Here is a 26,937-nt window from a genome sequence, read left to right as displayed (position 1 = left end):
ATTAAACAATATAAAATATGAAAATCATTAACCCTATTTTGCCTATTATGGACACCATTTTAGGCGATTTAACTAGCCTTCAAGCTGAAGGCAAGATTACGCATCAAACCATTGAACGCGTGGCATTGCAGTGGTATGAAAGCGAACGGAATATTCTGCGTAAAACCACAAATACGGGGCGCGAAGTTGCCTTTCGCTTGCTAAAAGAAGGGCAACGTTTAAAACACGATGATGTTGTGTTTATCAGCGATGAATTAGTGATTGCGATTGAAATTTTACCAAGTGAAGTGATTGTGCTATCGCCGAAAACCTTGCCTGAAATGGCTCGCGCTTGTTATGAAATAGGCAATAAACATTCGCCGCTGTTTTTAGATGGCGATGAAGTAACATTGCCTTACGATAAGCCGATGTTTGAATGGTTACAAGCGGCAGGATTTCATCCGCAAAAAGCGGAACGCCGTTTAAGCCAAGCGTTAAGAGCGAACTCCGCACAAGGGCACGGGCATTCGTATAGTCATTCGCACGATCATCATGGCTATCACCATCATGGAGACGGCAATTGGCACCAACATTAAACCGAAGTCTGGCAGATTTAGGCGCATTGTTGCACTTGGTTGACCCGACTTTGCCAATCGGGGGCTTTAACCATTCAAACGGTTTAGAAACCTTTGTTCAACAAGGTGTTGTTTCAACGAAACCAAGCTTAGAAGAATATGTGCAAACTCAGCTTTTGCAAAACTGGGTGTATAACGATGGCGCTTATCTTTCGCTCGCATTTGAAGCCATGGCTATCAATGATTTTGACCATTTGTGCGAATTAGACCATTCGCTATCTGCGACCAAAATTGCGCGAGAAAGTCGCGAAGGCAGTTTTAAACTCGGCGTGCGGTTATTAAAAATTTTTATCCGCTATGAACAACACCCGATGTTGAGCCAATTTCAGCAAGCGATTCAGAATAAAACCGTGCAAGGTTATTTCCCGATTGTGTTTGCGATGGTAGCGCAAGCGATGGGGCTCAGCAAAGCGGATACCCTGTATGCGTTTTACTACAATGCGGCAGTTGGTACCATTACCAATGGCGTGAAACTCATTCCACTTAGCCAAATGGATGGGCAAGATATTCTGTTTGATTTGCGTAGTGCGCTCTTGCAAGCTGTCGAATTAAGCCTTGAGCCTAATCTTGATTGGCTGGGTGCAGCAACTCTCGCAAATGACATCCGCTCCATGCAGCACGAAGTGCTTTATACGCGACTTTATATGTCGTAAGAGCGGTCATTTTTTATTAAATTTTTACTTATCGTTGAGAATATAAAAAGCGCCTCTACGATAATCAACACAAAAGGAACATTATGCGTAACTACATTAAAATTGGCGTAGCAGGCCCTGTTGGCGCGGGTAAAACGGCGTTAATCGAAAAACTGACTCGTGAAATTGCGTCAAAATATAGCGTCGCAGTGATTACCAACGACATCTATACCCAAGAAGATGCGGAATTTTTAACGAAAAACAGCCTACTTCTGCCAGAGCGTATTATGGGCGTGGAAACAGGCGGTTGCCCGCATACGGCAATTCGTGAAGATGCGTCAATGAACTTAGAAGCAGTCGATGAAATGGTTGCACGTTTTCCCGATGTAGAAATCGTCTTTATCGAATCTGGTGGTGATAACTTATCGGCCACCTTTAGCCCAGATTTGGCGGATGTGACTATTTTCGTGATTGACGTGGCACAAGGCGAAAAAATCCCGCGTAAAGGTGGCCCAGGTATTACTCGTTCTGATTTATTAGTGATTAACAAAACTGACCTAGCGCCATTCGTTGGGGCTGATTTAAGTATCATGGAACGCGATGCCCGCCGTATGCGTAACGGTCAGCCGTTTATCTTTACCAACTTAATGAAGAAAGAAAATTTAGACGGTGTGATTGGCTGGATTGAAAAATATGCTTTATTGAAAAATATAGAAGAACCTAAAGCCTTAGTGAGATAAAGCACTCACCCTCTTCTTTAGGAGGGGGACTTTTACAAATTTAATCAATTATGAATAGTACGCTCAAACTCTCAACTAAACTTTCTCCAAGCGGTAAAACTCAGCTTGCGGAATATTTTGCTACCCCACCTTTTAAAGTCATGACATTACCTGCTTATGCGGATGCTTGGACGGATGGACTTAATGCTATTCAGATGTCTTCTTCGCCAGGGCTCTTATCTGGGGATCGTATCGATATTCAAATAACACTCGCAGAATCGACTGCACTTTCTTTAAACACACAGGCTTTTACTCGTGTTCAGGCGATGAATGAAGGCGATTTTGCTGAACAAAACACGTTCATTCAGCTTGAAGAGAATAGCCGTTTATTTTATTTGCCTCACCCATTGGTATTGCATAAGGATTCTGCATTTAAACAAAAAACATTCATCAATATGCAGCCTAATAGCACTCTGATTTACGGCGAGATTGTGGCTATTGGCCGCGTAGCAAACAATGAACGTTTTGAATTTCGTCAATTTTCTTCTCATCTGAAAATTCAGCTTTTGCAAAACAATGGGCAAACTAAACTGCTTGTTTTGGATTGTATTCAATGGCAGCCTGAACAAATGAAATTGACCTCATTAAGCCAAATGGAAGATTTTTCACATCAAGGTTCATTGATTTATCTCAATTTACAGAAAACACCAACTGAAGTTAAGCAAATCGTCCAAATACTTCAACAACAGGAAAGCGAAAAATCGCTACTTATTGGCATTTCTCAGTTAAATGAAGGTGGACTTGTTGTGCGAGTATTAGGACATCGTGCCGAACTCATCCAGAAACTGTTTGAGAAAATAGGTGAACAACTAAAATCAGCATAAAATTAATATAGCTGAATTAATTTCCCCTAAAAAAACTTATGTGAGAAATGAAAATATCTCTTACACCTTTTATTTGAAATGTGATCCATATCAAATTTATTTTCGATGTAAATTCCTATAATTACCTCAAATTAATTAACAACCAAAAAGGTGATTAAAATGACTCAATACAGAAAAGAAGTGGATTTATTAGGCGAACGTGATGTGCCAGCGGATGCATATTGGGGTATCCACACATTAAGAGCGGTCGAAAACTTCAACATTTCTAATGTAACCATTTCTGATGTACCGGAATTTGTACGCGGCATGGTAATGGTGAAAAAAGCAGCTGCATTAGCTAACGGTGAATTGGGTGCAATTCCACAAAACATTGCTGAAGCGATTGTAAAAGCTTGTGATGAAGTATTAGTAAACGGTAAATGTTTAGATCAGTTCCCATCTGATATTTATCAAGGTGGAGCAGGTACTTCTGTAAACATGAATACTAACGAAGTGATTGCAAACTTAGCATTAGAAATTTTAGGTCACAAAAAAGGTGAATATAAATACCTTGACCCAATGGATCATGTGAATGCGAGCCAATCAACTAATGACGCATATCCTACCGGTTTCCATATTGCGGTTTACAACAGTGTAGTTAAACTTCTTGAAAAAGTGGCTTATTTACAACAAGGTTTTGAAAATAAAGCGAAAGAATTCGAGAAAGTATTAAAAATGGGCCGCACCCAATTACAAGATGCTGTACCAATGACCGTGGGTCAAGAATTCAAAGCTTTTGCTGTATTAATGGCTGAAGAAGTGAAACACTTAAAAGCAGCTGCAGCACACTTACTAGAAGTAAACATGGGCGCAACTGCCATCGGTACTGGCTTAAATACTCCACAAGGTTATGTACCTTCTGTTGTTAAACACTTATCTGATGTAACTGGATTACATTGCACTGGTGCTGAGAACTTAATCGAAGCAACTTCAGACTGTGGCGACTATGTTTCTGTACATGGCGCATTAAAACGCACAGCAGTGAAATTATCAAAAATCTGTAACGACTTACGTTTACTTTCCTCTGGTCCTCGTGCAGGTATTAAAGAAATTAACTTACCTGAATTACAAGCGGGTTCTTCTATCATGCCTGCAAAAGTAAACCCAGTTGTGCCAGAAGTGGTTAACCAAGTATGCTTTAAAGTAATTGGTAACGATACAACTGTAACCTTCGCATCAGAAGCGGGTCAATTACAATTAAACGTAATGGAGCCAGTTATCGTACAAGCAATGTTTGAATCTATTGAGATTTTAGGCAATGCATGTGTGAACTTACGTGATAAATGTGTTGATGGCATTACCGTAAACAAAGAAACTTGTGAAAACTACGTTTACAATTCTATTGGTATCGTGACTTACTTGAACCCATTCATCGGCCACCACAACGGTGACTTAGTCGGTAAAATCTGTGCACAAACCGGTAAAGGCGTACGTGAAGTGGTATTAGAAAAAGGTTTATTAACGAAAGAACAATTGGATGACATCCTTTCTGTAGAAAACTTAATGAACCCAACTTACAAAGCGAAATTAAATAAATAATCTCGCAGAGAGATAAAAAGAGCGGTCAATTTTGACCGCTCTTTTTTCTTAACATCTCGTTAAAATATGATTAATGGCACTTAACTACCATTGATGTCTCGCACTAAATGCGCCACTAAAACCTTCTCTCTGATTGATATAAACACCACCCATTTCATTAGCATTTTCACCAAAGAATGCGCCTTGCAGTTTTGTATCATTTTTTGTACCACTGAATTGGTTTCCAGAGATAGTTCCCTCTAATTCAGCTAGTACATTATTATTCTTCGCTGCACTGGTATGAACTAGGTGGCCAGCAACCGTTTTATCTTCAAAATTTGCCGTCATATCAACACCCACAATACCAAATCTTGGAGGAGCGCCCTCAACAGGATCAAGAGCACCTTCAAGTAGTGTATCATTATTCACATGGTAGCTACTCAGGCCAAGATAACGAGCTGTGCCACTTTTCGGAATATTATCTGTCGGAGTGAGTTCACCTTGGATATAAACGTAGGTTTTTCCATCTTTTTTGCTTTGATAAATCCCATTTTGCATACTGTCTTGGAAAACTACACCATTAACAAAAGCCCCTGTGCTTAACTGAATTTCTCCATCCTTATCCACATAAGTATATGCTGGATTCACACCCTCTGGCGCAATATCAATGCGTTTACCATTAATGTTTAAGACGTAGATATTATCCGTTGATAATTGATGTACTTTTGGATTCTCAATTCTGTCAGTGTTATAGTGGCTGCGAAACTCATAAGCAATCCCATTAAATTTACCAGTTGTTGGAATAGCGTAATCTTTCGCTGATGATGGGTGCCCTTTACTTAACGGTCCCTTTTCAATTATTGTCAAGTGAGGTCGGGTTGATTGTTTTTGGTTATTTGATTCGTTTGTTTGATTTGCTGAATCATTTTTTGATGCAGATTGATTTGCTGAATCATTTTTTGATGCAGATTGGTTTGACGAATTATTTTCTGATGAAGATTTATTCGGTTGGAAAGTTGCAACATCATTAGAAGACGGGTCATAACTTTCTTCTTGGCTTGATGAACAAGCTGATAATCCCATAGCAAGAGCTATAGCTAATGCGGAAAGTGTTACTTTTCTCATAAAGGAATTCCTCGACTAAACAGTTAAAAATAAAAGATAATCACTATTTATCATCATGGATGATGCAAGGTAGCATAACAAAAAATAATCTAGTAAACAACTCAAGAATTAATAAAGAGTAAACTATGAGTAAATAAATTTATATTGTTAACTAGTCTTTCATTTAAAATGGAAACAATATTGGCACGATAAAAACAGTCACCAGCATAACAATTAAGGTAAAAGGTACGCCGATTTTAATAAAGTCAGCAAATTTGTAGCCACCTGGTCCCACCACCATGGTATTTACTGGAGAAGAGACTGGGGTCATAAATGCAGCTGAAGCTGCAATTGCGACGACCATTGCGAATGGTACGGGAGACACATTAAGTTGTGTAGCAAGAGAAATCGCAATGGGTGCCATCAAAATTGCAGTAGCAGTATTCGATATAAACAACCCGACTAATGCACAAAATACAAAGAGCACAATCAATACTGGATACATTCCCCATCCATCAATGATTTGTGTTAACCATTTCACCGCAAACTCAACGCCACCTGTTTTTTGAAGAGCAGTCGAAAATGGCATCATTCCGATAATCAGAATAAGACTCGGCCATTGAATGGAGTCATAAGCACTTTTAGCATCCACGCAACGGAAATAAGCCAGCATTAAACAGCCAATTAAGGCCGCCACAACATTAGGCATGGCACCTGAAACCATTAATACTACCATGGTTAAAATGGACATCAAGGCGAGCGGTGCTTGACGTTGAGCTGGCACAGCGCGTTCCATTTCTTTCGGATAATTCAATACCAGGAAATCTTTTCGACGATCACGCATTGCTTGAATAAGACGCCAATCACCAATTACTAAAAGTAGATCACCTGAGCGATATTTTTCTTTAAAAGCATCACTCAATACCACACCATCTCGTTTAATCCCAACCACATTTAAGCCATATTTTGTGCGGAATTGTAGCTCTGCAGTGGTTTTACCAATACAGGCAGAGTTCGGCACAATAATTAACTCGGCCATTCCGATAGAACGAGCTTGCTGATCAAACGATTGGGATTTAATTTCGGCAGGTTCTAAATGAAATTCCTGGCAAAACATATCAAAATTGAAATCACAGCGTTCCAAATCCACCATGAGAATATCTTTTGCTTTTATCTCTGATGTGCCAAGAGGCATGATGTAACTTGGACGGAAATGTTTCCAACGCTCAATCGCCAACACATTTAATTGATAGCTAGAACGCAAATGAAGTTGATCTAAGGTTTTACCCACGAAAGGAGACGTACTTTTCACCACCAAACGTTTGGTACGATCTTTCAAACCATATTCATTAATTAGCTCATTCATGGAGCTTTGCATGGTATCTTGATTGCTTTCATCGTTATTATCTGAAAGCCATCGACGAGCGATAAGCATATAGCCCATACCCAACGCTAAGATCAATAATCCGATCGGTGTGAAATCAAAAAACTCAAGACGAAGATTCGTATCTTTCACTAATTCCGCATTCACCACAAGGTTAGGGGCTGTCGCGATTAACGTCATCATCCCACTGATTAATCCCGACACGCTTAATGGCATCATTAATCGTTTTGGGGAAATATTCATTTGACGGCAAATCATAATCACAACAGGGATAAACACCGCAACCACGCCAGTAGAACTCATAAATGCACCTAATCCAGCCACTGAAAGCATCAGTAAAATAAGCACTTTAGCTTCACTATTTCCCGCAACTTTCAAGATGCCGTCACTCACACGATAAGCAATTCCTGTCCGAACCAAGCTTTCCCCCACAATGAAGAGCAAAGCAATGAGGATAATATTGGGATCACTAAAGCCAACTAAGATCTCTTGAATGCTGAGAATACCACTTAGATAAAAAGAGAGCATCACCAATAATGCCACCACGTCCATACGAATTTTATTATGTACAAATAAAATAATGGCCGCACCAAGCAGTATTAATGTCCAAAATAATGGACTCACCCAAAGTGCATGCTCAAAAATGGTGTTCATACTCTATCCTTTAATCTTAAGACCTTTCACTCTAACTATTCTTCTATGCCTAATGCTTTCTTCACGGGTGAAAAACTACGACGATACTCTGGTAAAGGACCCAGTTCCGCTAATTTTTCTAAGTGTAATTTAGTGGGATAACCTTTATGTTGAGCAAAAGCATATTCAGGGTGTTTTTTATCTAATTCTTCCATTTCCTGATCCCGTGCGACTTTTGCCAAAATAGAAGCAGCGCTAATTTCAGCCACAAGTGAATCCCCTTTCACCACGGCTTGAGCTGGCAAACCTAGATTAGGCGGAATACGATTACCATCCACCAACACAAAGTGCGGTTGAATTTTTAAGGCTTTTACGGCCCGTTCCATTGCTAGCATAGAGGCATGCAGAATATTCAGTTCATCGATCTCTGCTGGCTCTGCTCGCCCCATTGCCCAAGCTAAAGCCTTCTCTTTAATTTCTGCTGCGAGTGCAAGGCGTTTTTTCTCGCTGAGCTTTTTAGAATCCGCCAAACCAGTTATCGGATTATTCGGATCTAAAATTACCGCTGCCGTTACAACTGCACCCACTAAAGGACCACGGCCTACTTCATCCACCCCAGCAAATAGTTGATAACCTTCAGGATAAACAAAATCAGTCATATTTTTGCTCCAATAAATCAACCACAGCTTGTGCGGCTTGGCTATCCGCATCACATTGAATTAATTTATGCAACTCTGTAAAACGTTGAATTAAAACACTGCGAGATTTGACCGCACTTTCGTCATCGCCTAAATACTGAGAAAGTCGTTCTGCCAATTTTTGCGGTTCGCAATCTTCTTGAATCATTTCTGGCACAAGCATTTCATCCGCTAACAAATTAGGCAATGAAATATATTTTGTTTTGACCAATCGTTTTGCCAAGAAATGCGTGAAAGGTTTCATTCGATACCCCACTACCATTGGCGATTTACACAACATCGCCTCAAGCGCTGCGGTACCCGAAGCAAGTAAAGTCGCTTCGGCGGCAATCATCACTTGGCGTGCTTTACCATCAATTAAATGCATATCGAGTTCGGGGGCAATCTGAGCCTTTATTTCCTCAAATTGTTGGCGACGTTTTTCATTAACCAAAGGGACTAAAAACTGCAAGTCTGGATATTTTTCTTTTAATAACAAAGCAGTTTTTAAAAATGGCTCAGTAAGGAAGCCCACTTCACTACCTCTACTCCCTACTAAAATAGCAAGATAACGTCCTTTTTCATCAATACCTAAAGTCTGGCAAGCTTCTGTACGATTTGGTTTTAATGGAATCGCATCTGCCATGGTATGGCCAATAAAACGGCAAGGCACATTAAAACGATCATAAAAAGCTTTTTCAAAAGGAAGAAAAGCCAATACTTGATGAGTTGCTTTAGCTATTTTGTAGATACGATTTTGACGCCAAGCCCATACAGATGGGCTCACGTAATGAATGGTTTTAATCCCTTTTTCTTTTAATTTAAGTTCAACGGTAAGATTAAAATCCGGTGCATCAATACCGATAAATACATCTGGTTTAATAGCAGAAAGTTGTTCGATGACACTGCGACGAATTTTAAGCAATCGAGGTAAATGTTTAAGTACTTCTACTAGCCCCATGACAGAGAGCTCTTCCATATCAAAAAAGCTTTCAAAACCTTGAGCAATCATTCGCTCACCACCAATCCCGACAAATTTAGCTTGCGGATAGTGGCGTTTAAGCGCTTGAATGAGACCTGCACCAAGAATATCACCAGACACTTCACCGGCAACAATTGCAATAGTCGGATTTTCTTTTATCATTAAATTTATCCTAAAAAACGACCGCACTTTGAACAAATCATAGTGCGGTCTCTTTGTTATTCATCATTTTCTCTTAACGAGAAAAGAAACGTTAATTAACGAATAATGCCACGGGTAGAACGTTTGAAGAATTCCACAAAGAAACTAATTGCAGATTCTGTTTGCGCAATTTGTTCAATTTCAGGCAACACTTCTTCAAGGGTTTTACCACTGCGGTAAATCATTTTATAGACGTTACGAATCGCGTGCATGGTTGGTTTATCAAAACCACGACGTTTTAATCCTTCAAGGTTAACACCGAAAGGTTGTGCATGGTTACCTTGAGCCATCACATAAGGCGGCACATCTTGGCTAACCATAGAACCACCACCTAGCATTACGTGCGCACCGACGATCACAAATTGGTGAATCGCAGACATACCACCTACAATAACAAAATCATCTAATTCAACGTGACCTGCAAGGGTTGCATTGTTTGCCAAAATACAGTTATTTTTAATTTGACAATCGTGAGCAACGTGGACGTTGATCATCAATAAGTTGTTGTTACCAATACGTGTTACACCGCCACCTTGGATTGTGCCGCGGTGAATCGTCACATGTTCTCGAATAAGGTTGCCATTACCAATAATGGTTTTAGTTGCTTCGCCTTTATATTTTAAATCTTGGTTGACTTCACCGATGCTGGCGAATTGATAAATCTGGTTATCCTCACCAATCACGGTGTCGCCTTTCACGACAATATGAGAATTTAAAACGGTACGCGCTTTAATCTCAACGCTCCCTTCAATAATACAGAAAGGACCGATAACAACGTCTTCGCCAATAACTGCGCCATCAGCAACAAGCGCGGTTGGGTGAATTTTTGCACTTGGGTGGATCATACTTACCCCTTAATTTTCTTTAATTATCGACGAGCACACATTAATTTGGCTTCACAAGCAACTTCACCGTTTACGGTTGCAATACCTGTGAATGCTGTAATACCACGACGTTCTTTAATCACTTGAACGTTCAATTCCATTTGATCTCCAGGTAATACTGGGCGTTTGAAACGCGCTTCATCAATACCTGCGAAATAGAATAATTCGCCACCTTTTAATTCATGGGTTTTAAATGCAAGGATCCCCATTGATTGCGCCAAAGCTTCAAGAATTAACACACCTGGTAAAATTGGCTCTCCAGGGAAATGACCGGTAAAACAAGGTTCGTTTACGCTGATATTTTTAATTGCTTTTAACCATTCACCTTCTTTGTAGTCTAACACACGATCCACTAATAAAAATGGATAACGATGTGGCAATAAGGTCATAATTTCTTTTGCTTCAATTACTTTACTTACTTGATTCTCTGACACGTCTAATACCTTTAAAATAAATAATAATAAAACACTGGAATTATACGATATTTCTGTATAAAAATAAAACGCACCCTAGGGTACGTTTTAAAAATCTTAGCCAAGTTTTTTCTCAAGGGCTTTCAGTCGTTTATTCATACCATCGATCCCCAAGGTAAGTGCGGCTGTTTTTCGCCACTCTTTATTAGTTTGTAATGGGATACCCGATGAGTAAACGCCTGGTTCAGTAATTGGACGCATTACCATCCCCATGCCAGTCACGGTTACCTTATCGCAGATTTCCATGTGACCATTAATCACACTTGCTCCGCCAATTAAACAATAACGCCCCACTTTTAGGCTACCCGCCATAATGACACCACCAGCTACAGCTGTACCTGTGCCGATATGAACGTTATGCGCAATTTGACAAAGGTTATCAATGATGACATTATCTTCAATGACTGTTGCGTCTAAGGCGCCACGGTCAATACAGGTACAAGCACCGATTTCGACATTATGACCAATAATCACTTGTCCTACTTGTGGAATTTTTACCCAGCGACCACGATCATTCGCATAGCCAAAGCCATCACTACCAATCACAGCACCTGATTGAATTAAGCAATTTTGTCCAATTTCTACTTCATGATAAACGCTTACATTTGCCCAAAGCTGTGTACCTGCACCAATTTTGGTGAATTTACCTACAAAACAACCGGCGCCAATAATTACGTTATCGCCTAATACAACGCCTTCTTCAATAACAGCATTTGCACCAATTGATACATTTTCACCCATTGAAGCTTTTTCAGAAATAACCGCACTTGGGTGGATATTTTGAGCTGCTTTCGGGGTAGTATCCATATATTGCGCTAATACTGCATAAGCAACATAAGGATCTTTAACGATAAGTAAATTACTTTCAGGTGAGCAAAATTCCACATCCGCTTCTGACACCACAAGAATACCTGCTTTAGATTCAGCTAATAAAGGGCGAAATTTTGCATTAGAAATGAACGTAAGCTGATTTGCATCTGCTTTTGAAAGAGCAGCAATACTATTAACGACAACGTCGGCGTTACCGCGAAGGGTACCGCCGACTTTTGTTGCTAATTCCTGTAAAGAATAGGATTTTTGCATTATGAGAACCTATTATTTTTTCTCTTCAGTTTTTGCTGGAGCGGCTTTCTCAGTTGCAGGAATAGATTTTAATACTTCTTCAGTAATATCTTTACTATCTACCGCAAATACGACAGAGTTTGCATCTAAAACATAAGTATAACCTTTAGCTTTAGCTAAATTATTCGTTGCAACTTGAATGCTTTCTAGTAATTTACCACGCTCTTCAGTTTGACGTTTTTCGTTTAACTCTTGGAACTCTGCCACTTTTTTATCTTGCTCTTCCATTAATTTACTTAATGCAGCTTCTTCATCTGAACCAAATTTAGTGATTTCTTCTTGGCGTTTTTGAATTTCAGCTTGACGTAAACGAGGTGCATCTTTTTGTAAAGCGGCAACTTTTGCTTCTACTTTTTTACGAGATGCAACGATTTTATCATCAATTTCTTTTTTGCTTGCAGCAAGTTTATCTGCCATTGGTTTAAATTCAGCATCTAATTTATCAGCTACAGCTTGGCGATCTGGGTGATTTTGGAATAAATAACCCGCATTGATGAATGCGATATTTTCATCTGCAGCAGCAAAACCTGATGCAAGTGCAAGACCTAAAGAAAGTGCGGTAACTTTTACTACGTTTTTCATGTTTGAATTTCCTTAAATTAGTTTAGTAAATATTTCTGTGCCAGCTAACTCACTGACACAGAACGAAGATTTTGACTTAAATAGAACCTAAAAGTTCAATTTATTAGAAAGAACCACCAATACTGAATTGGAATTGTTCTACATCATCATTTTCATATTTTTTGATTGGTTTCGCATAAGAGAATACCAATGGTCCAATTGGTGATTGCCATTGGAAAGCAACACCAGTTGAAGCACGGACTCGACCTGCTTTACTGTAATCAGGTAATGTTGCATAAATCGGAGATGATTTTAAGCCTTCTTTATCTGATTTCCATTTTGTATTCCAAACGCTTGCTGCATCAACAAAAAGTGAGGTTCTTACGCTATTTTGACTTTTATCTCCAACAAATGGAGTTGGAACAATAAGCTCCACGCTTGCTGTAGCCATCGCGTTACCACCAACGACATCAGTGCTTTGATACCATTGACCATATTTGTCTTGATAAATCGCATTAGGACCTACCGCACCGTAAGCAAAGCCACGTAATGAACCGATACCACCAGCCGTATAAAGTTGATAGAACGGTACACGTTTACCACCTAAGCCATTTGCATAAGAGGCGGTTGCTTTTCCTGATAACACCCAACGGTGATCACGATCTAATGGGTAGAAACCTTGAAGCTCAGCGCTTAATTTATAATATTTATTGTCAGATCCCGGAATGGTTACGCGACCACCTAGATTAGCTTTTACCCCTTTAGTTGGGAAATAACCACGGTTTAAGCTGTTATAGTTCCAACCAAATGAGAAATCAAAGTCACTGGTTTTAATTGAGTTGCCAGTCAAATTCATCGATTTCATGTATAAATCACGATTATATTCATACGCGAAGTTGCTGATTTTATTATAAGTATAACCTAATCCCACATAATATGAGTTATTCTCATTGACTGGGAAACCTAATGTCATGTTACCACCATAAGTGGTACGTTTATAGGTTGATGAGGTATCACTTTTTGAGTTATCGTAAGTTTCATAGAATACGTTTCCACCTAAACTTACGCCATCTTTAGTAAAGTACGGTTCTGTATAGCCTAAGTTTATACTAGTGCCATAGTCATTACGTGTACCACCTAGGCTTACCGCCGCACCTGTCCCCAAGAAGTTATCTTGTTTCACACTCGCTTGATAGCTGATACCACTTTCTGTACCATAACCGATACCAAAGTTGATACTACCCGTATTACGTTCTCTGACTTTATATACTACATCAACTTCATCGTTAGAACCTTGGATTGGTTCAATACGATTTTCTACGCTTTCAAAGAAGCCTGTTCTATCTAAACGCACTTTACCTAACTCAACTAATTGTGAGTTATACCAAGTCCCTTCTTGCTGACGCATTTCTTGACGTAATGTACTATCCGCAGAAACCGTATTACCTTCAAAACGAACTTGACGTACAGATAGACGACGACCCGCATCCACAACAAATGTTAAAGCCAGTGTTTTATTCGCATCATCAAAAGTTGGTACAGAATTAACTGTTGCGCTACCATAACCTCGCTCGCCTAATTTATCTTTAATTAAGCTTTCTACGTATTGCACATCTGAACGTCTGAATGTTTCGTTCAAGTGAAGCTCGCGCAATAATGGTTGTAACTCATTAGCCATACCACCTAAGTTACCAACAATACGAGCTGAAATTAAATTATATTTTTCACCTTCACTTACATCAATGGTCACATCCGCTTTTGTATGATCTTCATTTAATTGAACATCTGTTTTAGTTACTTTTGCTTTTGCGTAACCATTATTTTGGTAGTAATCTTGGATAGCTTGAACATCTTTATCAAACTGAGAACCATCAAACTTATTACCCCAAAGTTTCCACCAAGAATCTGGTTGAAGCTCCATTTGTTCTTGTAACTTACTGCTCGAAATCGCTTCATTTCCATTAAAAGTCACTGAACGAAGTTTTGCCGTATCATCCTCATCAATTTGAAGGGTAATTTCTGCACGGTTATTTGGTAAAGTTGTCACAATTGGTTCAACTTTCGCATTATAACGGCCTACACTCTTATAATGTTCTCTTAAGGTTTTCGCAAACTCTTCTAATTTCGCACGATTTAATACATCACCACTTTTGAACCCATTTGCATCAAGATTTTGTTTTAAAGCTTCTGTTGGAATAGATGAATTGCCTTTAATATTCACTTCAGAAATGATTGGTTTCGCGATAACGCTCACAACTAACGCATCACCATCTTGGAAAGCTTTGACATCATCAAACTGTCCACTTACAAACAATGAACGTACAATATTGGCTACGTCTTTATCCGTTACACGCTGACCGCTACGAACAGGAAGGCTCGCTAGAATTTGTTGTTCTAAGTCTCCTTGAGCACCGTCAACACGAATGTCTTTTGCTACAAATGGTGCCGCAAATACACTCGTTGTAGTACCGAATAATAAACTTGCGATTAGAAGTTTTTTCATCGACTTTATCCTATAAAAAATAATAGTTATAAACGTAAGAAATCATTAAAAAGCACAAAAATTGTTTCAATTAACAAGATTGTTAGCCCTATACGATAACTTAAATTTTGTACCCGTTCTGAAACAGGTTTTCCTTTGATAGCTTCCGCCGCCAAAAAAACGAGATGTCCACCATCTAAAACTGGCAACGGAAATAAATTCATTATGCCTAAATTAACACTAATTAACGCGAGAAAACTTAAGAAATAAATCACGCCGGCATTAGAAGATGCGCCTGCCCCTTGAGCAATTGAAATTGGCCCAGCCAAACTGGAAAATGAAAGTTCACCACTAAGCAATTTCCCGATTGCCTTCACAATAAACCAAGAAATTTGGCCTGTCTTTTCCACACCTTTTTGTAGCGCATCAAGAATACCATATTTTAATTCAGTTCGATACTGTTCGCCAACTTTTAAGAACGTCGGACTTAACCCTACAAACCATTTACCATCTTGATTCTTCTCCGGTTGCAAGGTTTTGTCAAAAATTTCCTGATTTCGTTCAACCTTGATTGTAAAAGGTTGACCTTGTTGTACCTGTGCGACAAAAGCTTTCCAATCAAGTGTGGTCGAATTTTCTGCTAAAATTTTATCGCCAATCAATAGGCCCGCTTTTTTAGCTGGTGAGTTCTCCACCACTTTTGATAAAGTCATCTCCACTTTACTTGAAACTGGATTGATTCCTAATGTTTCAAATGCTGTTTCTTTATCCGGCTCAAATGTCCAATTTTGCAGATTAATGGTTCGTTGATAAGGTCGGTTTTCACCAAAAGGCGTTAATGTGAGCTCAACAGAATCAGAACCTAACTTATCAGTGAGCAATAAATTAATGGTTTCCCAATCAGGGGTATTCTTCCCATCAATTGCCAAAATCTGGGTATTCGGTTCAATTTGAGCTATTGCAGCCGGTGAATTTGACGTGACGTTTTCAATGACCGGTTTAACACTCGGAATCCCTACAGAATAAATCACCCAATATGCCAAAATCGCAAAAATAAAATTAGCAAGCGGGCCTGCAGCAATGACAAAAGCACGTTGAGCGACAGATTTACTTTCAAATGCCTGCGATTTTAATTCTGCTGGAACTTCTTCATTTCGCCCGTCAAGCATTTTGACATAACCGCCAAGCGGAATAGCTGAAATAGCAAATTCGGTGCCCAATTTATCTGTGCGTCGCCAAATCACTTTACCAAAGCCAATCGAAAAACGATGAACTTTAATACCACACTTTCTTGCTGCCCAAAAGTGGCCGTATTCGTGCACGGCAACTAGCACAGCAATTGCAATAATAAATGAGCCAAGCGACCACAAAAATGACATGTTCTATCCTATAACACAAAGAAATAGAAATATGTGAAGAATGGTACTGCGGCTGTTAAGCTATCAATACGATCTAAAATACCGCCATGGCCCGGAATTAATTGACTACTGTCTTTAATGCCTGATTCACGTTTAAACATACTTTCTGCTAAGTCACCTAATACAGAAATAGCCACAGTTGCCACAGAAAGCACAACAAAACCACTCATTGAACGGCTACCTAATAAGGTTTCACCTGAGAAATGGATAAATACAAATGCCAATACCGCCGCGGTGATCATGCCTCCAAATACGCCTTGCCATGTTTTTCCCGGTGAGACTTTCGGCGCAAGCTTGTGCTTACCAAAGGCTCGTCCCGCAAAATAGGCACCAGAGTCAGCCGCCCATACCAATACAAACACATAAAGCAATAAGAATAAACCATGATGAGGATCAGCAGTATAATTATCTAAACGTAAACGTAAGACTGCGGCAACAAAAGGGATCAGCGTAGAGAAAGCAAACAACACTTGTAAAGGGATATTTTTACCCCAAAACTTCGCTGAACTTGGATAAGTCACCACTAATACTAATGCAAGTGCCCACCAACCGACTGAATTTAACAATAAAAGCGGCAAGTAGTTTTCAAATACTCGCCCCGCATCTAAATAATTACCTTCGTTATAAAGCCAAAGGAAGATAAATGCGCCTAAAAATGCCGCGATACAAAGGCGCGCTAAAGGATTTTTAAAACGAGCAAATTGAGCCCACTCCCAAATACCAAGTGTCGCCACAAAGCCCAAGGCTAGGGCAAAATAAAATGGGGTAAATAAGAACAAGGCACATAATACCAAAGCAATCAACACAATGGCTGATAATACACGTTCTTTAAGCATAAGTTCTCCGCTTATTCTGTCCCGCCAAAACGGCGATGACGTTGTTGATAGCAGGCAATTGCCTGATTAAAATCTTTTTCACTAAAATCCGGCCAAAGCACATCTAAAAAACACAATTCCGCATACGCAATTTGCCAAAGTAAGAAATTACTAATGCGTTGCTCACCGCTCGTCCGAATTAACAAATCGACCGGCGGCTCATCTTGTGTGACTAAATGTTGCTGGAAAAGTGATTCATTAATATCACTCACCGAAATCTCATTATTTTTTACTTTTTCAGCTAATTGTTGGGTCGCTTGAACAATATCCCAACAACCACCGTAATTCGCCGCAATATTTAAAGTCAGTGCGGTATTATTTCCCGTTAAATTTTCTGCTTTTGCGATCTTCTCTTGCAATTTTTCACTAAAACGAGAAACATCACCGATAATCTTTAAACGAATATTATTTTTATGTAATTTTTTGACTTCTCGATCAAGCGCTTGCATAAAGAGCGACATTAAAGCGCTCACTTCTTGCTCAGGGCGATTCCAGTTTTCGCTGCTAAACGCATATAACGTCAAAAATTTAACACCAGTTTGTCGTGCATAACTCACCGCACGGCGCACGGCTGCCACACCATTTGTATGGCCAAAAATGCGTAGCTTATTTTGTTGCTTCGCCCAGCGCCCATTACCATCCATTATGATGGCAACGTGTTCGGGAATATTATTGTTATCAAGTTCTTTCATTCTAAAATATTCGGATTTTATGACCGCACTTTGGTGTATTCTACATTAACTTTTTAATCAGCGAAGCTGCTAATTCACGTGCTTGCTTATCTACGGCTAATACATCATCAATGCTTGAAATTATAGAAGATGGCATTTGCTCAACTGATACTTGGTTAATTTTCGCAATATCCGTAAATTTAATATAGCCATCTAAAAAGGCTTGTACTGCAATTTCATTTGCTGCATTCATAGCGGTTGTCGCATATTGTCCTTCTGCAAAAGCATCAATCGCTAATTTTAAATTTGGATAACGATTAAAATCAGGTTCGATAAACGTCAATTCTTTGATTTTAAAGAAATCTAATGGTTCCACACCACTGACTGTACGATTTGGATAAGCCATGGTTTCCGCAATGGGCGTGCGCATATCCGGATTGCCCATTTGAGCAATGACCGAGCCGTCTACATAACGCACCATTGAATGAATAATAGATTGAGGATGAATAATCACTTCCATTTCATCAGCCGATGCATTGAAGAGCCAGCGGGCTTCAATGTACTCTAAACCTTTATTCATCATCGTGGCAGAATCCACGGAGATTTTTTTACCCATTGACCAGTTTGGGTGAGCGACGGCTTGTTCTGGTGTAATATGTTCAAACTCGTTTAATGGTGTATAACGGAAAGGACCACCAGAACCAGTTAAGACAATTTTACTGACGCCCAATTCTTTCAAAGGACAGAACCCAACCTTTTCTTGTGCTTCAGGCGGTAAAGATTGAAAAATCGCGTTATGCTCACTATCAACTGGCAATAATTTTGCTTTCGACTGCTTCACTGCATCAATAAAGATCTGGCCACAAGTTACCAAGGATTCTTTATTAGCAAGCAAGACTTTCTTACTCGCTTTTACTGCCGAAAGAGTCGGTAGCAATCCCGCCGCCCCAACAATGGCTGCCATCACTTGATCTGCATCTGGATGCGCTGCTAGCTCACAAATGGCTTTTTGTCCAGCTAAGACTTCCGTTTTAATGTGGTGTGAAGCTAATTTTTCTCGCAATACCTTTGCTGCATTTTCATCATCTAATGCAGCAAAGTGAGGTTGAAATTTCACACATTGTTCAAACATTGTCTCAACATTTTTGCCCCCCACTAATGCAAAGGCATGGTATTTGTCGGGATTATGTTCGATAACAGAAAGGGTGCTATGACCAATAGAACCCGTTGATCCTAAAATAACAAGATTTTGTTTTTGCATAAAATTTCGACCGCACTTTGTGCTTTTATTTTTTTATCAGAATAGAACAAGGGCAGACACTTGGCCTGCCCCAAAACATGGTTCGACAATTAGAAATCCATTAATTCTTTTTCTTTATCTGCTAAGATCTCATCCACTTTTTTGATATAGCTATCAGTCACTTTTTGAATGATTTCTTCTGCTTTGTGTTGATCGTTTTCGCTGATTTCTTTGTCTTTTAATAATGCTTTGATTTTATCATTTGCATCACGACGCACGTTACGAATCGCGACTTTACCTTGTTCACCTTCGCCTTTTACGATTTTAATTAAATCACGACGACGTTCTTCAGTTAATGGAGGAAGAGGTACGCGAATCGTTGTACCCGCTGAAGATGGATTTAAACCTAAATCAGAAGTTAAAATCGCCTTTTCTACTGCGCTGATTAAAGAACGGTCAAATACCGTTACCGCTAAAGTACGCGCATCTTCTGCAACAACGTTAGCTAATTGACGAAGTGGTGTCGCTGCACCATAGTATTCCACTTGGATCGCATCTAATAAGCTAGGTTGAGCACGACCTGTACGGATTTTTGCAATATGCCCACGCAACGCTTCGAGGCTTTTTTCCATGCGAGCTTCAGCATCTTGTTTAATTTCATTAATCATTCATCTGTCCTTTTCAATAAATAATAAAGATAAAACATAGTGATTTTACTGGATTTTTAGGGAGTTTTAAATCTTTTATTTTGAATATAAATTCCGATTGCTTAAAGTATGATTTGATAGTATCTTGGCTCTCAATTAATAACAGAGGATTTTAGTATGATTTATAACATGAAAAACGTATTCCGTATTGCTGCTATAGTTTGCGCTTCAGCGTGGTTATCAAGTTGTTCCACTTATGTTAATCCTTTTTCAAGTTTATATTGGAAAGGTAAAAATATTAAGGAATTTATAGAAGATAAAGAGTTAGCAGTTAATGAAACAAAAATTTGTAAAGAAAAAGATAAAGCATTTTTTATCTATAGTTTTGCAAAACCTATGTATCAAATTTTTGATCGAGAAGTTGGCCGATCTTATAATGCTTTTGGTACAACTATTTACACTCAAAGAGAAAATGTTTTTACTGGTAATTATTGGACTTATGCCTTTACAGACCTAAGCGGTAACATTACATCTTATCGTGCCGCAACAGGATTTGGAGACTTAGATAAAGAATTTAATTGTCGTGCACTTGGGCAAACAGATGACAAAGAACTTACCTCTATATTAACTCGAGAAAGTTTATGGATGAGTATAGTTAATTCAGCAGATAACAATAAAATGGTCTGGGCTTCTAATAAAGCACATTCCACTCAAAAAGCAGCTGAAAAAGATGCGCTAGAACAATGTAAAGATGAAGGTAACAAAAACTGTAAAGTAATGGCTTCTTATAGCAATATTTGTTTATCAAGTGGAATTGGTGCGCGCAATGGTACTTATTTTGATATTTTTGGCTTTGGTTGGAATAAAGAACAAGCAAATAAAGATGTCATTGAGCAATGTAAGTCTAAAGGAGGAAAAGATTGCAAAATTGTCGTTGAGGGACTCTGTGCAACAGCTTGTGACATGGAGCATGAGACGGGATGTATCTTACCTGAACCAAAATGGATTAAACCATAATATAAAAACAAACCGCTTATCGTTAAGGTAAGCGGTTATATTTTCACTAAAAGATTCAACATAAAAAGTCTCATATGAAATATTCAATAAAACCATTATTAAAATTCGTGTTTTTTACCTCTATTTGCGGATTCTTAAGCAGTTGCTCCACTTATGTTCATCTTGGTACAACACTTTATTGGTCAGGAAAAGATGTCAATGAATTTATGGAAAGCAAAGGGCTTTATCCAGATGATATTAAGCAATGCTCTAGTGAAAAGGAGGCTTTCTTAATTTATGGTTTTGCTAGACCGCTTTACAATGTCTTAGAATATGAGGTAGGGCGTGGCCATCATGCTTATGGCACAACCATTTATACCAAAAAAGAAAAAGTCTTTACAGGTAACCATAAATGGACTTATGTCTTTACCGATATGAATGGCAAAATTAAATCTCATCGTGCTGAAACTGGGTTTGGTGATATTGATAAAGAATTCAAATGTAATGGATATTACGATACAAGCAAACTAGAATTAAAACCTCGTACTTGGTCTGCAGTTGCAGTAAGACAAGGAAATAAAAAACAAGGAATATGGGGGAATGATGTTCCTGCTTCAAATTTAGCAAATGCCAAAAAAGAAGCCATTAGTCAGTGTGAAAAAGAAAGTGGTGAACGTTGCGAATTTCTATTTGGGTTTAGTAATGCTTGTTTAAGTGTTGCACATGCAGAGAAAAATGGACCGACATCTTATTTCGGATTAGGGATTCTTGGTCAGCGTTCCAGAGATGATGCCTTAGCAAATTGCAAAGAAGATGGTGCTTCAAATTGCCAAGTATCAAATATTTATCCTGCATGTTCTACGCCATGCGATTATGAACAAGATAAACAATGCTTCTTTGATAAACCACAATTAGCCAAACCAGGCAAAAATGGTCAAGATGACATTTTTAATGCTGGGGAAAAGAACTTATTTTAATTAACAAAAAACGGTAGAAATCATTTCTACCGTTTTTCATTTTTACTTTATCAAATTAACAAATCGTTGTACCTTCTTCTGTACCGAGTACGACTTTACGTAACGCACCTGGTTTACACATATTAAATACACGAATTGGCATACCGTGGTCACGCGCAAGTGTGAATGCGGCTAAATCCATTACTTTTAATTCTTTATCAATCACTTCTGCATAAGATAATTTATGGTATAGCTTTGCGTTAGGATTTTTTGCTGGATCGCAATCATACACACCATCAACTTTAGTCGCTTTTAACACGATATCCGCTTCAATTTCGATACCACGTAAGCATGCCGCCGAATCTGTGGTAAAGAACGGGCTCCCCGTACCTGCAGAGAAAATGACTACACGTTTTTCACGCAACATTTTGATGGCTTCAGACCAGTTATAGGTATCGCAAATACCATTTAGTTGGAACGCAGACATTAATTTTGCATTCACATCTGCACGGTGAAGCGCATCACGCATTGCCAAGCCATTCATCACCGTTGCAAGCATCCCCATATGGTCGCCCACCACGCGATTCATGCCGGCTTTAGCTAATTTTGCGCCACGGAATAAGTTACCACCGCCGAGCACAACACCAACTTCCACGCCCATTTCAATTAATTCTTTAATCTCTAACGCCATACGATCAAGGATTGAAGGATCGATACCGAAGCCCTCATCCCCTTGTAATGCTTCACCACTTAATTTCAATAAAATACGTTTGTAAATTGGTTGGCTCATTTGTCTTTTCCTTTGTCGGTTACAAAAATTGGCTTATTCTAGCAAAAGAGCGAAAAAGTTAAAAATGGAAATTGGTCAGAAAAGTGCGATAAAATGGTGCACTTTTGATTTTATAGGCAAACTTTATGAAGATATCAAAAACCTCACAAATTTTAACCGCACTTTTTTCTTTGGCTTGTGCCATTCTTGCGGGTTACCTGATTTTACGAGGTTCAGGGATGTTTCCTGAGCCATCTATTAGTCTGATTTTACTCACGGCTATTTTCATTATTTTATTAAGTAGTAGCCGAAAATCTTTCTATTTTATTTTATTACCCTTAGTTTGCTTACACGCAATTTATACGCCGACAGGCTTAAATTTTGGTGCGCCAAGCTACCAATATATTGCATCGGTTCTCGCGACAGATATGTTAGAGACCAAAGAGTTTCTCATGCAAATCCCTGTGAGCAGCTATTTAGCAGCATTAGCTATTCCAGTTTTAGTCTTTTTACATTACAAAAGTGCGGTCAAATTTGGGGTGAAATTTTATCGCAATAAAACATTCATTGCCCTCGCTACCCTGTTGATTGGCTACAACTTACCGATTGCTGCGCCATTAAAAGAAACAATAGATTCGAGTGTAGAAATTGTTAATGAATGGCAAAAATTGAAAAAAATGTCACAGGAAAGCAGCTGGGGACAATCCACATTAGAAAATTCTAAATACCAAGATTATGTGATTATTTTAGGTGAAAGTGCGCGAAAAGACTACTTGCATGCGTATGGATACCCCGTCAATGACACACCATTTATGTCATCAGCAAATGGTACTCTGATTGATGGCATGACATCCGCCGGAACCAACACTGTCGCCTCATTACGCTTAATGTTAACGTTACCTGATAAAGAAAAATGGGAACCAAACTATGATTTAAGCCTAGTGGATCTCATTAAGTCTGCAGGTCTGAAAACTTACTGGCTGTCTAATCAAGGTTTCTTAGGTGAATATGACACACCAGTCGCCTCGCTTGCATCAAAATCTGATGAAACCATTTTCTTGAAAAAAGGTGGGAGCTTTAATTCGACAAACTACAGCGACTTTGATCTAATCCCTAAATTTACCCAAGTTTTAGAAGATCCAACACAAGGTAAACGCTTTATTGTGTTACACATTTATGGTTCACATCCGCTTGCTTGCGATCGTGTTGAAGATTATCCGAAAATTTTCAATGATAATGACATTGAGAAAAAGAACGAGTACTTGAATTGCTATATTTCATCCATTAAGAAAACCGATGATTTTATTAAGAAAGTGTATGAAACCCTCAAAGAAAACGAGCAAAAAACACACCGCACTTTCTCGATGATTTATTTCTCAGATCATGGTTTGTGTCATCAGGAAGATGATAAACATGGTGTGACTTTATTTAATCAAAACTGCCATAGCCAATTACATCATAATATTCCGCTCTTTAAAATTTCATCTGATGATGCCGAGCGTAAGGAATACAAAACCTTTAAATCTGGTTTAAATTTCTTAGAAGGCATCGCTAATTGGATAGGGATTAAAAATCCGAAGCTAACATTAGAAGAAGATTTATTCTCTGAACAAGCTGACAAAGACGATTATGGACTGAAAAAACTGATTGAAGAGAAATATCGTAAAGATGCAGACCCTGCCATTGATATTCGTCCGAATAAATAGAGAAATATCTTAAATTTAAGACAACAAAAAAGCCGATATTCAATATCGGCTTTTTTATATCTCAATGGAGAAAATTAAGCGTTACCGCCAGTGATTTTTGCAACTTCAGCTGCGAAATCTTCTTCTTTTTTCTCGATACCTTCACCCACTTCTAAACGGATGAAGTTAGACACTGAAGTGTTTACTGATTTTAAGAAGTCACCTACAGATACAGAAGGATCCATTACGAATGGTTGACCTGTTAATGAAACTTCACCAGTGAATTTCTTCATACGACCTTCAACCATTTTCTCTGCGATTTCTTTTGGTTTACCAGAGTTGATTGCGATGTCGATTTGGATTTGACGTTCGTGTTCAACCACTTCAGCAGATACATCTTCTGGATTCACGAATTCTGGTTTAGATGCCGCTACGTGCATTGCCACTTTTTTAAGTTCATCAACAGAACCTTCACCCGCAACTAACACACCGATTTTCGCACCGTGTAAGTATTGAGCAATAACTTGACCCTCTAAGTAAGCAACACGACGGATGTTCATGTTCTCACCGATTTTAGCCACTAATGCAGCACGTTTTTCTTCAAATTGTGCTTGTAACGCTTCGATAGTGGTACCTTTGTGTGCTGCTGCGAAATCAGCTACTTCGTTTGCTAAACCTAAGAAACCAGCATCTTTTGCTACGAAGTCAGTTTCACAGTTCATTTCAACTAATACACCGAAACCATTTTCTACACGAGCAAGGATAACACCTTCAGCTGCAACACGGCCTGCTTTCTTAGCTGCTTTAGCTTGACCAGATTTACGCATGTTGTCGATTGCTAACTCGATATCACCGTTTGCTTCAACTAATGCTTTTTTACATTCCATCATACCGGCACCGGTACGTTCACGAAGTTCTTTTACTAATGATGCTGTGATTTCAGCCATTTTAAAAATCCTCTGTCGAAAATGCGATTTATTTTGACCGCACTTTTAGATAAAAATATAGGGGCTAAATTTTAGCCCCTATGCCAATTAATCGTTTGATTATTAAGGGCTTCGCCTTATTGCAAAACTTAAATTATTCTGCGTCAGCTGCTAATTCTTCAGCAACTTGAGCTTCGTTACCACGACCTTCTTTAACCGCTGCTGCAGCTGCAGAAACGTAAAGTTGGATAGCACGAGTCGCATCATCGTTACCAGGGATAACGAAATCTACGCCAGCTGGAGTTGAGTTAGTATCAACGATAGCAAATACAGGAATACCTAGGTTGTTTGCTTCTTTAACCGCGATATGTTCGTGGTCTGCACCGATAACGAATAACGCATCTGGTAAGCCACCCATATCTTTGATACCGCCAAGGCTTAATTCAAGTTTTTCCATCTCACGGGTACGCATTAACGCTTCTTTTTTGGTTAATTTGTCAAAAGTACCGTCTTGAGATTGAGTTTCTAAATCTTTTAAACGTTTAATTGATTGACGAACGGTTTTCCAGTTAGTCAACATACCACCTAACCAACGGTGGTTTACGTAATATTGCTGACAATCTAATGCTGCTGCTTGAACTGCTTCAGACGCTGCACGTTTTGTACCAACGAATAATACTTTACCGTTGTTGCTAGCAATGCGAGTTAATTCCGCTAAAGCTTCGTTGAATAAAGGTAAAGTTTTTTCTAAGTTGATGATGTGAACACCGTTACGAGCACCAAAAATGAAAGGTTTCATTTGTGGGTTCCAGTAACGAGTTTGGTGTCCGAAGTGTACGCCTGCGTTGATCATGTCGCGCATTGAAACTTGTGCCATAATATTTTCCTTTTGTTGGGGTTGAGCCTCCACATATCAGCTAATCGACCGTTTGGCACCCCGATTAAGCCTTAATGATATGTGTGTGTTGTTAATAATTAAAAACGCTGCTTTTGAAACCCAAAAACAGCGGTGCGATTTATACCATAAAGTGCGGTCAAAAACCAGTTTATTTTGTTAAATTCATCACTTTTCTTGCTTTAATAAACAATAAAGGGGGACGATGCCGCAAATCTTTAAATTCATCATGCCATTGTGGCTGCTCGGCTAACATTGGTTCAGCCATTTGTTCAATTTGAAAACCTGCGGCAATTAAATCATTAATAATCGTTGCTGTCGTGCGGTGATACGTTTTAAAAGGTTGTTGAAACCAATTTCGCTCTCTCAATCCTTCATCACGGTAATGATTTAAACGATAAGCGACTTGCTGTTTTTGCTCATTTTTTTCCCAGCGTTCCCCTTCTTTATGACAAGTCGTAATCGGATGCTCTTGGGAAAAAACTAATGTGCCGTTAGGCTTAAGTTTGTTGGCAATAGACGCTAATAAAGCAGGAAAATCTTCAATATAATGAAAAGCAAAAGAGCTGGTAATGACATCAAAATCACTTTCTGACAATTCCGTTAATTTTTCCATCGGTAACTGATATAACGAAAAACACCCTGAAAATTGACCGCACTTTTGCAGATCTTGTTCAGCTTGTTCTAGCATTTTAGCTGAAAGATCTGTTCCTACTACTCTCTCCGCATTGCGTTCTAAATAGAGTTGCAAATGCCCGCCCGTTCCACAACCTAAATCGAGCAATTTTTTCCCTTGTAAATCGGGTAAGAGGGAAAGCATCGTCGGCTTTTCCACTATTTCATTGAGACTGATTGGGTTAGATCGAAGTTTTTGATAAAGCGCAAAGAAGTTTTCTTTATCATAAACGCTCGTTTGGTTACTCATCTCGTTTCCTATGTAAAATTAAAAA

Annotated in this window: 26 protein-coding genes; 8 read left to right on the top strand and 18 right to left on the bottom strand. The window is 38.9% G+C overall.

Annotation, left to right across the window (positions count from 1 at the left end; all coding sequences use genetic code 11):
- Nucleotides 1-17: 17 nt before the first annotated feature.
- The 5 genes from ureE (at nucleotide 18) to aspA (ending at nucleotide 4,427) form a co-directional block, all read left to right on the top strand.
- Nucleotides 18-575, top strand: a complete 558-nt coding sequence (ureE, locus tag QP437_RS07180) for an urease accessory protein UreE (RefSeq protein WP_285267417.1) — start codon at nucleotides 18-20, stop codon at nucleotides 573-575.
- Nucleotides 560-1,267 (top strand): urease accessory protein UreF, encoded by a 708-nt coding sequence (locus tag QP437_RS07175; RefSeq protein WP_285267416.1) that lies wholly within the window; start codon nucleotides 560-562, stop codon nucleotides 1,265-1,267. The genes ureE and QP437_RS07175 overlap by 16 nt, the downstream gene beginning before the upstream one ends.
- 83 nt (nucleotides 1,268-1,350) lie before the next feature.
- Nucleotides 1,351-1,986, top strand: coding sequence for an urease accessory protein UreG (gene ureG, locus QP437_RS07170; protein WP_285267415.1), 636 nt, complete (start codon nucleotides 1,351-1,353; stop codon nucleotides 1,984-1,986).
- A 50-nt stretch (nucleotides 1,987-2,036) separates the two neighbouring features.
- Nucleotides 2,037-2,849, top strand: coding sequence for an urease accessory protein UreD (locus tag QP437_RS07165; RefSeq protein WP_285267414.1), 813 nt, complete (start codon nucleotides 2,037-2,039; stop codon nucleotides 2,847-2,849).
- 159 nt (nucleotides 2,850-3,008) lie between these two features.
- The gene (gene aspA / locus QP437_RS07160) at nucleotides 3,009-4,427 is read left to right on the top strand and encodes an aspartate ammonia-lyase (RefSeq protein WP_285267413.1); all 1,419 of its coding nucleotides are present in this window, start codon (nucleotides 3,009-3,011) and stop codon (nucleotides 4,425-4,427) included.
- Between the two features lie 84 nt (nucleotides 4,428-4,511).
- Here aspA and QP437_RS07155 read toward each other — a convergent pair whose 3' ends face one another.
- The 14 genes from QP437_RS07155 to frr all read right to left on the bottom strand — a co-directional run bounded on the left by QP437_RS07155 (nucleotide 4,512) and on the right by frr (nucleotide 19,781).
- A complete protein-coding gene (locus QP437_RS07155; RefSeq protein WP_285267412.1) occupies nucleotides 4,512-5,531 on the bottom strand; it encodes a transferrin-binding protein-like solute binding protein in 1,020 nt (339 codons plus the stop codon).
- A 163-nt stretch (nucleotides 5,532-5,694) separates the two neighbouring features.
- Complete coding sequence (locus QP437_RS07150) at nucleotides 5,695-7,548, bottom strand: SLC13 family permease (protein ID WP_285267411.1); 1,854 nt, start codon at nucleotides 7,546-7,548, stop codon at nucleotides 5,695-5,697.
- A 35-nt stretch (nucleotides 7,549-7,583) separates the two neighbouring features.
- A complete protein-coding gene (rnhB, locus tag QP437_RS07145; RefSeq protein ID WP_049381725.1) occupies nucleotides 7,584-8,186 on the bottom strand; it encodes a ribonuclease HII in 603 nt (200 codons plus the stop codon).
- The gene (lpxB, locus tag QP437_RS07140) at nucleotides 8,179-9,348 is read right to left on the bottom strand and encodes a lipid-A-disaccharide synthase (protein ID WP_285267410.1); all 1,170 of its coding nucleotides are present in this window, start codon (nucleotides 9,346-9,348) and stop codon (nucleotides 8,179-8,181) included. Before lpxB ends, rnhB begins: the two co-directional genes overlap by 8 nt.
- Before the next feature lie 95 nt (nucleotides 9,349-9,443).
- Nucleotides 9,444-10,232, bottom strand: a complete 789-nt coding sequence (gene lpxA, locus QP437_RS07135; protein WP_049381727.1) for an acyl-ACP--UDP-N-acetylglucosamine O-acyltransferase — start codon at nucleotides 10,230-10,232, stop codon at nucleotides 9,444-9,446.
- Between the two features lie 23 nt (nucleotides 10,233-10,255).
- Nucleotides 10,256-10,705, bottom strand: coding sequence for a 3-hydroxyacyl-ACP dehydratase FabZ (gene fabZ, locus QP437_RS07130; RefSeq protein WP_014064844.1), 450 nt, complete (start codon nucleotides 10,703-10,705; stop codon nucleotides 10,256-10,258).
- A 96-nt stretch (nucleotides 10,706-10,801) separates the two neighbouring features.
- Nucleotides 10,802-11,827, bottom strand: a complete 1,026-nt coding sequence (lpxD, locus tag QP437_RS07125; protein ID WP_285267409.1) for a UDP-3-O-(3-hydroxymyristoyl)glucosamine N-acyltransferase — start codon at nucleotides 11,825-11,827, stop codon at nucleotides 10,802-10,804.
- Nucleotides 11,828-11,839: 12 nt separating this feature from the next.
- Entirely contained in the window at nucleotides 11,840-12,448 is a 609-nt protein-coding gene (locus tag QP437_RS07120; RefSeq protein WP_285267408.1) for an OmpH family outer membrane protein, read from the bottom strand.
- 103 nt (nucleotides 12,449-12,551) lie between these two features.
- Nucleotides 12,552-14,930 carry an outer membrane protein assembly factor BamA gene (gene bamA, locus QP437_RS07115; RefSeq protein ID WP_285267407.1) on the bottom strand — a complete coding sequence of 793 codons (2,379 nt, stop codon included), beginning with the start codon at nucleotides 14,928-14,930 and terminating at the stop codon, nucleotides 12,552-12,554.
- Nucleotides 14,931-14,956: 26 nt separating this feature from the next.
- Nucleotides 14,957-16,288 carry a sigma E protease regulator RseP gene (rseP, locus tag QP437_RS07110; protein ID WP_285267406.1) on the bottom strand — a complete coding sequence of 444 codons (1,332 nt, stop codon included), beginning with the start codon at nucleotides 16,286-16,288 and terminating at the stop codon, nucleotides 14,957-14,959.
- Between the two features lie 8 nt (nucleotides 16,289-16,296).
- Nucleotides 16,297-17,163 (bottom strand): phosphatidate cytidylyltransferase, encoded by an 867-nt coding sequence (locus QP437_RS07105; protein WP_054419254.1) that lies wholly within the window; start codon nucleotides 17,161-17,163, stop codon nucleotides 16,297-16,299.
- Between the two features lie 11 nt (nucleotides 17,164-17,174).
- Nucleotides 17,175-17,894, bottom strand: a complete 720-nt coding sequence (gene uppS / locus QP437_RS07100; protein ID WP_285267405.1) for a polyprenyl diphosphate synthase — start codon at nucleotides 17,892-17,894, stop codon at nucleotides 17,175-17,177.
- Between the two features lie 40 nt (nucleotides 17,895-17,934).
- On the bottom strand, nucleotides 17,935-19,134 hold the full coding sequence (gene ispC, locus QP437_RS07095; RefSeq protein ID WP_285267404.1) for a 1-deoxy-D-xylulose-5-phosphate reductoisomerase: 1,200 nt from the start codon (nucleotides 19,132-19,134) through the stop codon (nucleotides 17,935-17,937).
- An 89-nt stretch (nucleotides 19,135-19,223) separates the two neighbouring features.
- Nucleotides 19,224-19,781, bottom strand: a complete 558-nt coding sequence (frr, locus tag QP437_RS07090; RefSeq protein ID WP_049356323.1) for a ribosome recycling factor — start codon at nucleotides 19,779-19,781, stop codon at nucleotides 19,224-19,226.
- 168 nt (nucleotides 19,782-19,949) lie between these two features.
- Between frr and QP437_RS07085 the strand changes: the two genes are divergently transcribed.
- Nucleotides 19,950-20,777: a DUF4189 domain-containing protein gene (locus QP437_RS07085; protein WP_230845713.1), complete on the top strand. Its 828-nt coding sequence runs from the start codon at nucleotides 19,950-19,952 to the stop codon at nucleotides 20,775-20,777.
- A 74-nt stretch (nucleotides 20,778-20,851) separates the two neighbouring features.
- Nucleotides 20,852-21,733: a DUF4189 domain-containing protein gene (locus QP437_RS07080; RefSeq protein WP_285267403.1), complete on the top strand. Its 882-nt coding sequence runs from the start codon at nucleotides 20,852-20,854 to the stop codon at nucleotides 21,731-21,733.
- Between the two features lie 55 nt (nucleotides 21,734-21,788).
- On the opposite strand, the gene pyrH is transcribed toward QP437_RS07080, so the two are convergent.
- Entirely contained in the window at nucleotides 21,789-22,502 is a 714-nt protein-coding gene (gene pyrH, locus QP437_RS07075) for a UMP kinase (protein ID WP_197570464.1), read from the bottom strand.
- Nucleotides 22,503-22,627: 125 nt separating this feature from the next.
- Here pyrH and QP437_RS07070 point away from each other — a divergent pair, with 125 nt between their 5' ends.
- The gene (locus QP437_RS07070; RefSeq protein ID WP_285267402.1) at nucleotides 22,628-24,187 is read left to right on the top strand and encodes a phosphoethanolamine transferase; all 1,560 of its coding nucleotides are present in this window, start codon (nucleotides 22,628-22,630) and stop codon (nucleotides 24,185-24,187) included.
- 74 nt (nucleotides 24,188-24,261) lie between these two features.
- On the opposite strand, the gene tsf is transcribed toward QP437_RS07070, so the two are convergent.
- The 3 genes from tsf to QP437_RS07055 all read right to left on the bottom strand — a co-directional run bounded on the left by tsf (nucleotide 24,262) and on the right by QP437_RS07055 (nucleotide 26,912).
- The gene (gene tsf, locus QP437_RS07065; RefSeq protein ID WP_285267401.1) at nucleotides 24,262-25,113 is read right to left on the bottom strand and encodes a translation elongation factor Ts; all 852 of its coding nucleotides are present in this window, start codon (nucleotides 25,111-25,113) and stop codon (nucleotides 24,262-24,264) included.
- Nucleotides 25,114-25,246: 133 nt separating this feature from the next.
- Complete coding sequence (gene rpsB, locus QP437_RS07060) at nucleotides 25,247-25,969, bottom strand: 30S ribosomal protein S2 (RefSeq protein ID WP_046949980.1); 723 nt, start codon at nucleotides 25,967-25,969, stop codon at nucleotides 25,247-25,249.
- 169 nt (nucleotides 25,970-26,138) lie between these two features.
- Nucleotides 26,139-26,912, bottom strand: coding sequence for a class I SAM-dependent methyltransferase (locus tag QP437_RS07055; RefSeq protein ID WP_285267400.1), 774 nt, complete (start codon nucleotides 26,910-26,912; stop codon nucleotides 26,139-26,141).
- Nucleotides 26,913-26,937: the final 25 nt, after the last annotated feature.

It is taken from the genome of Haemophilus sp. UMB1048, assembly GCF_030218125.1.
GTDB lineage: Bacteria > Pseudomonadota > Gammaproteobacteria > Enterobacterales > Pasteurellaceae > Haemophilus_D.
This window is presented reverse-complemented; position numbering and strand designations above follow the sequence as displayed.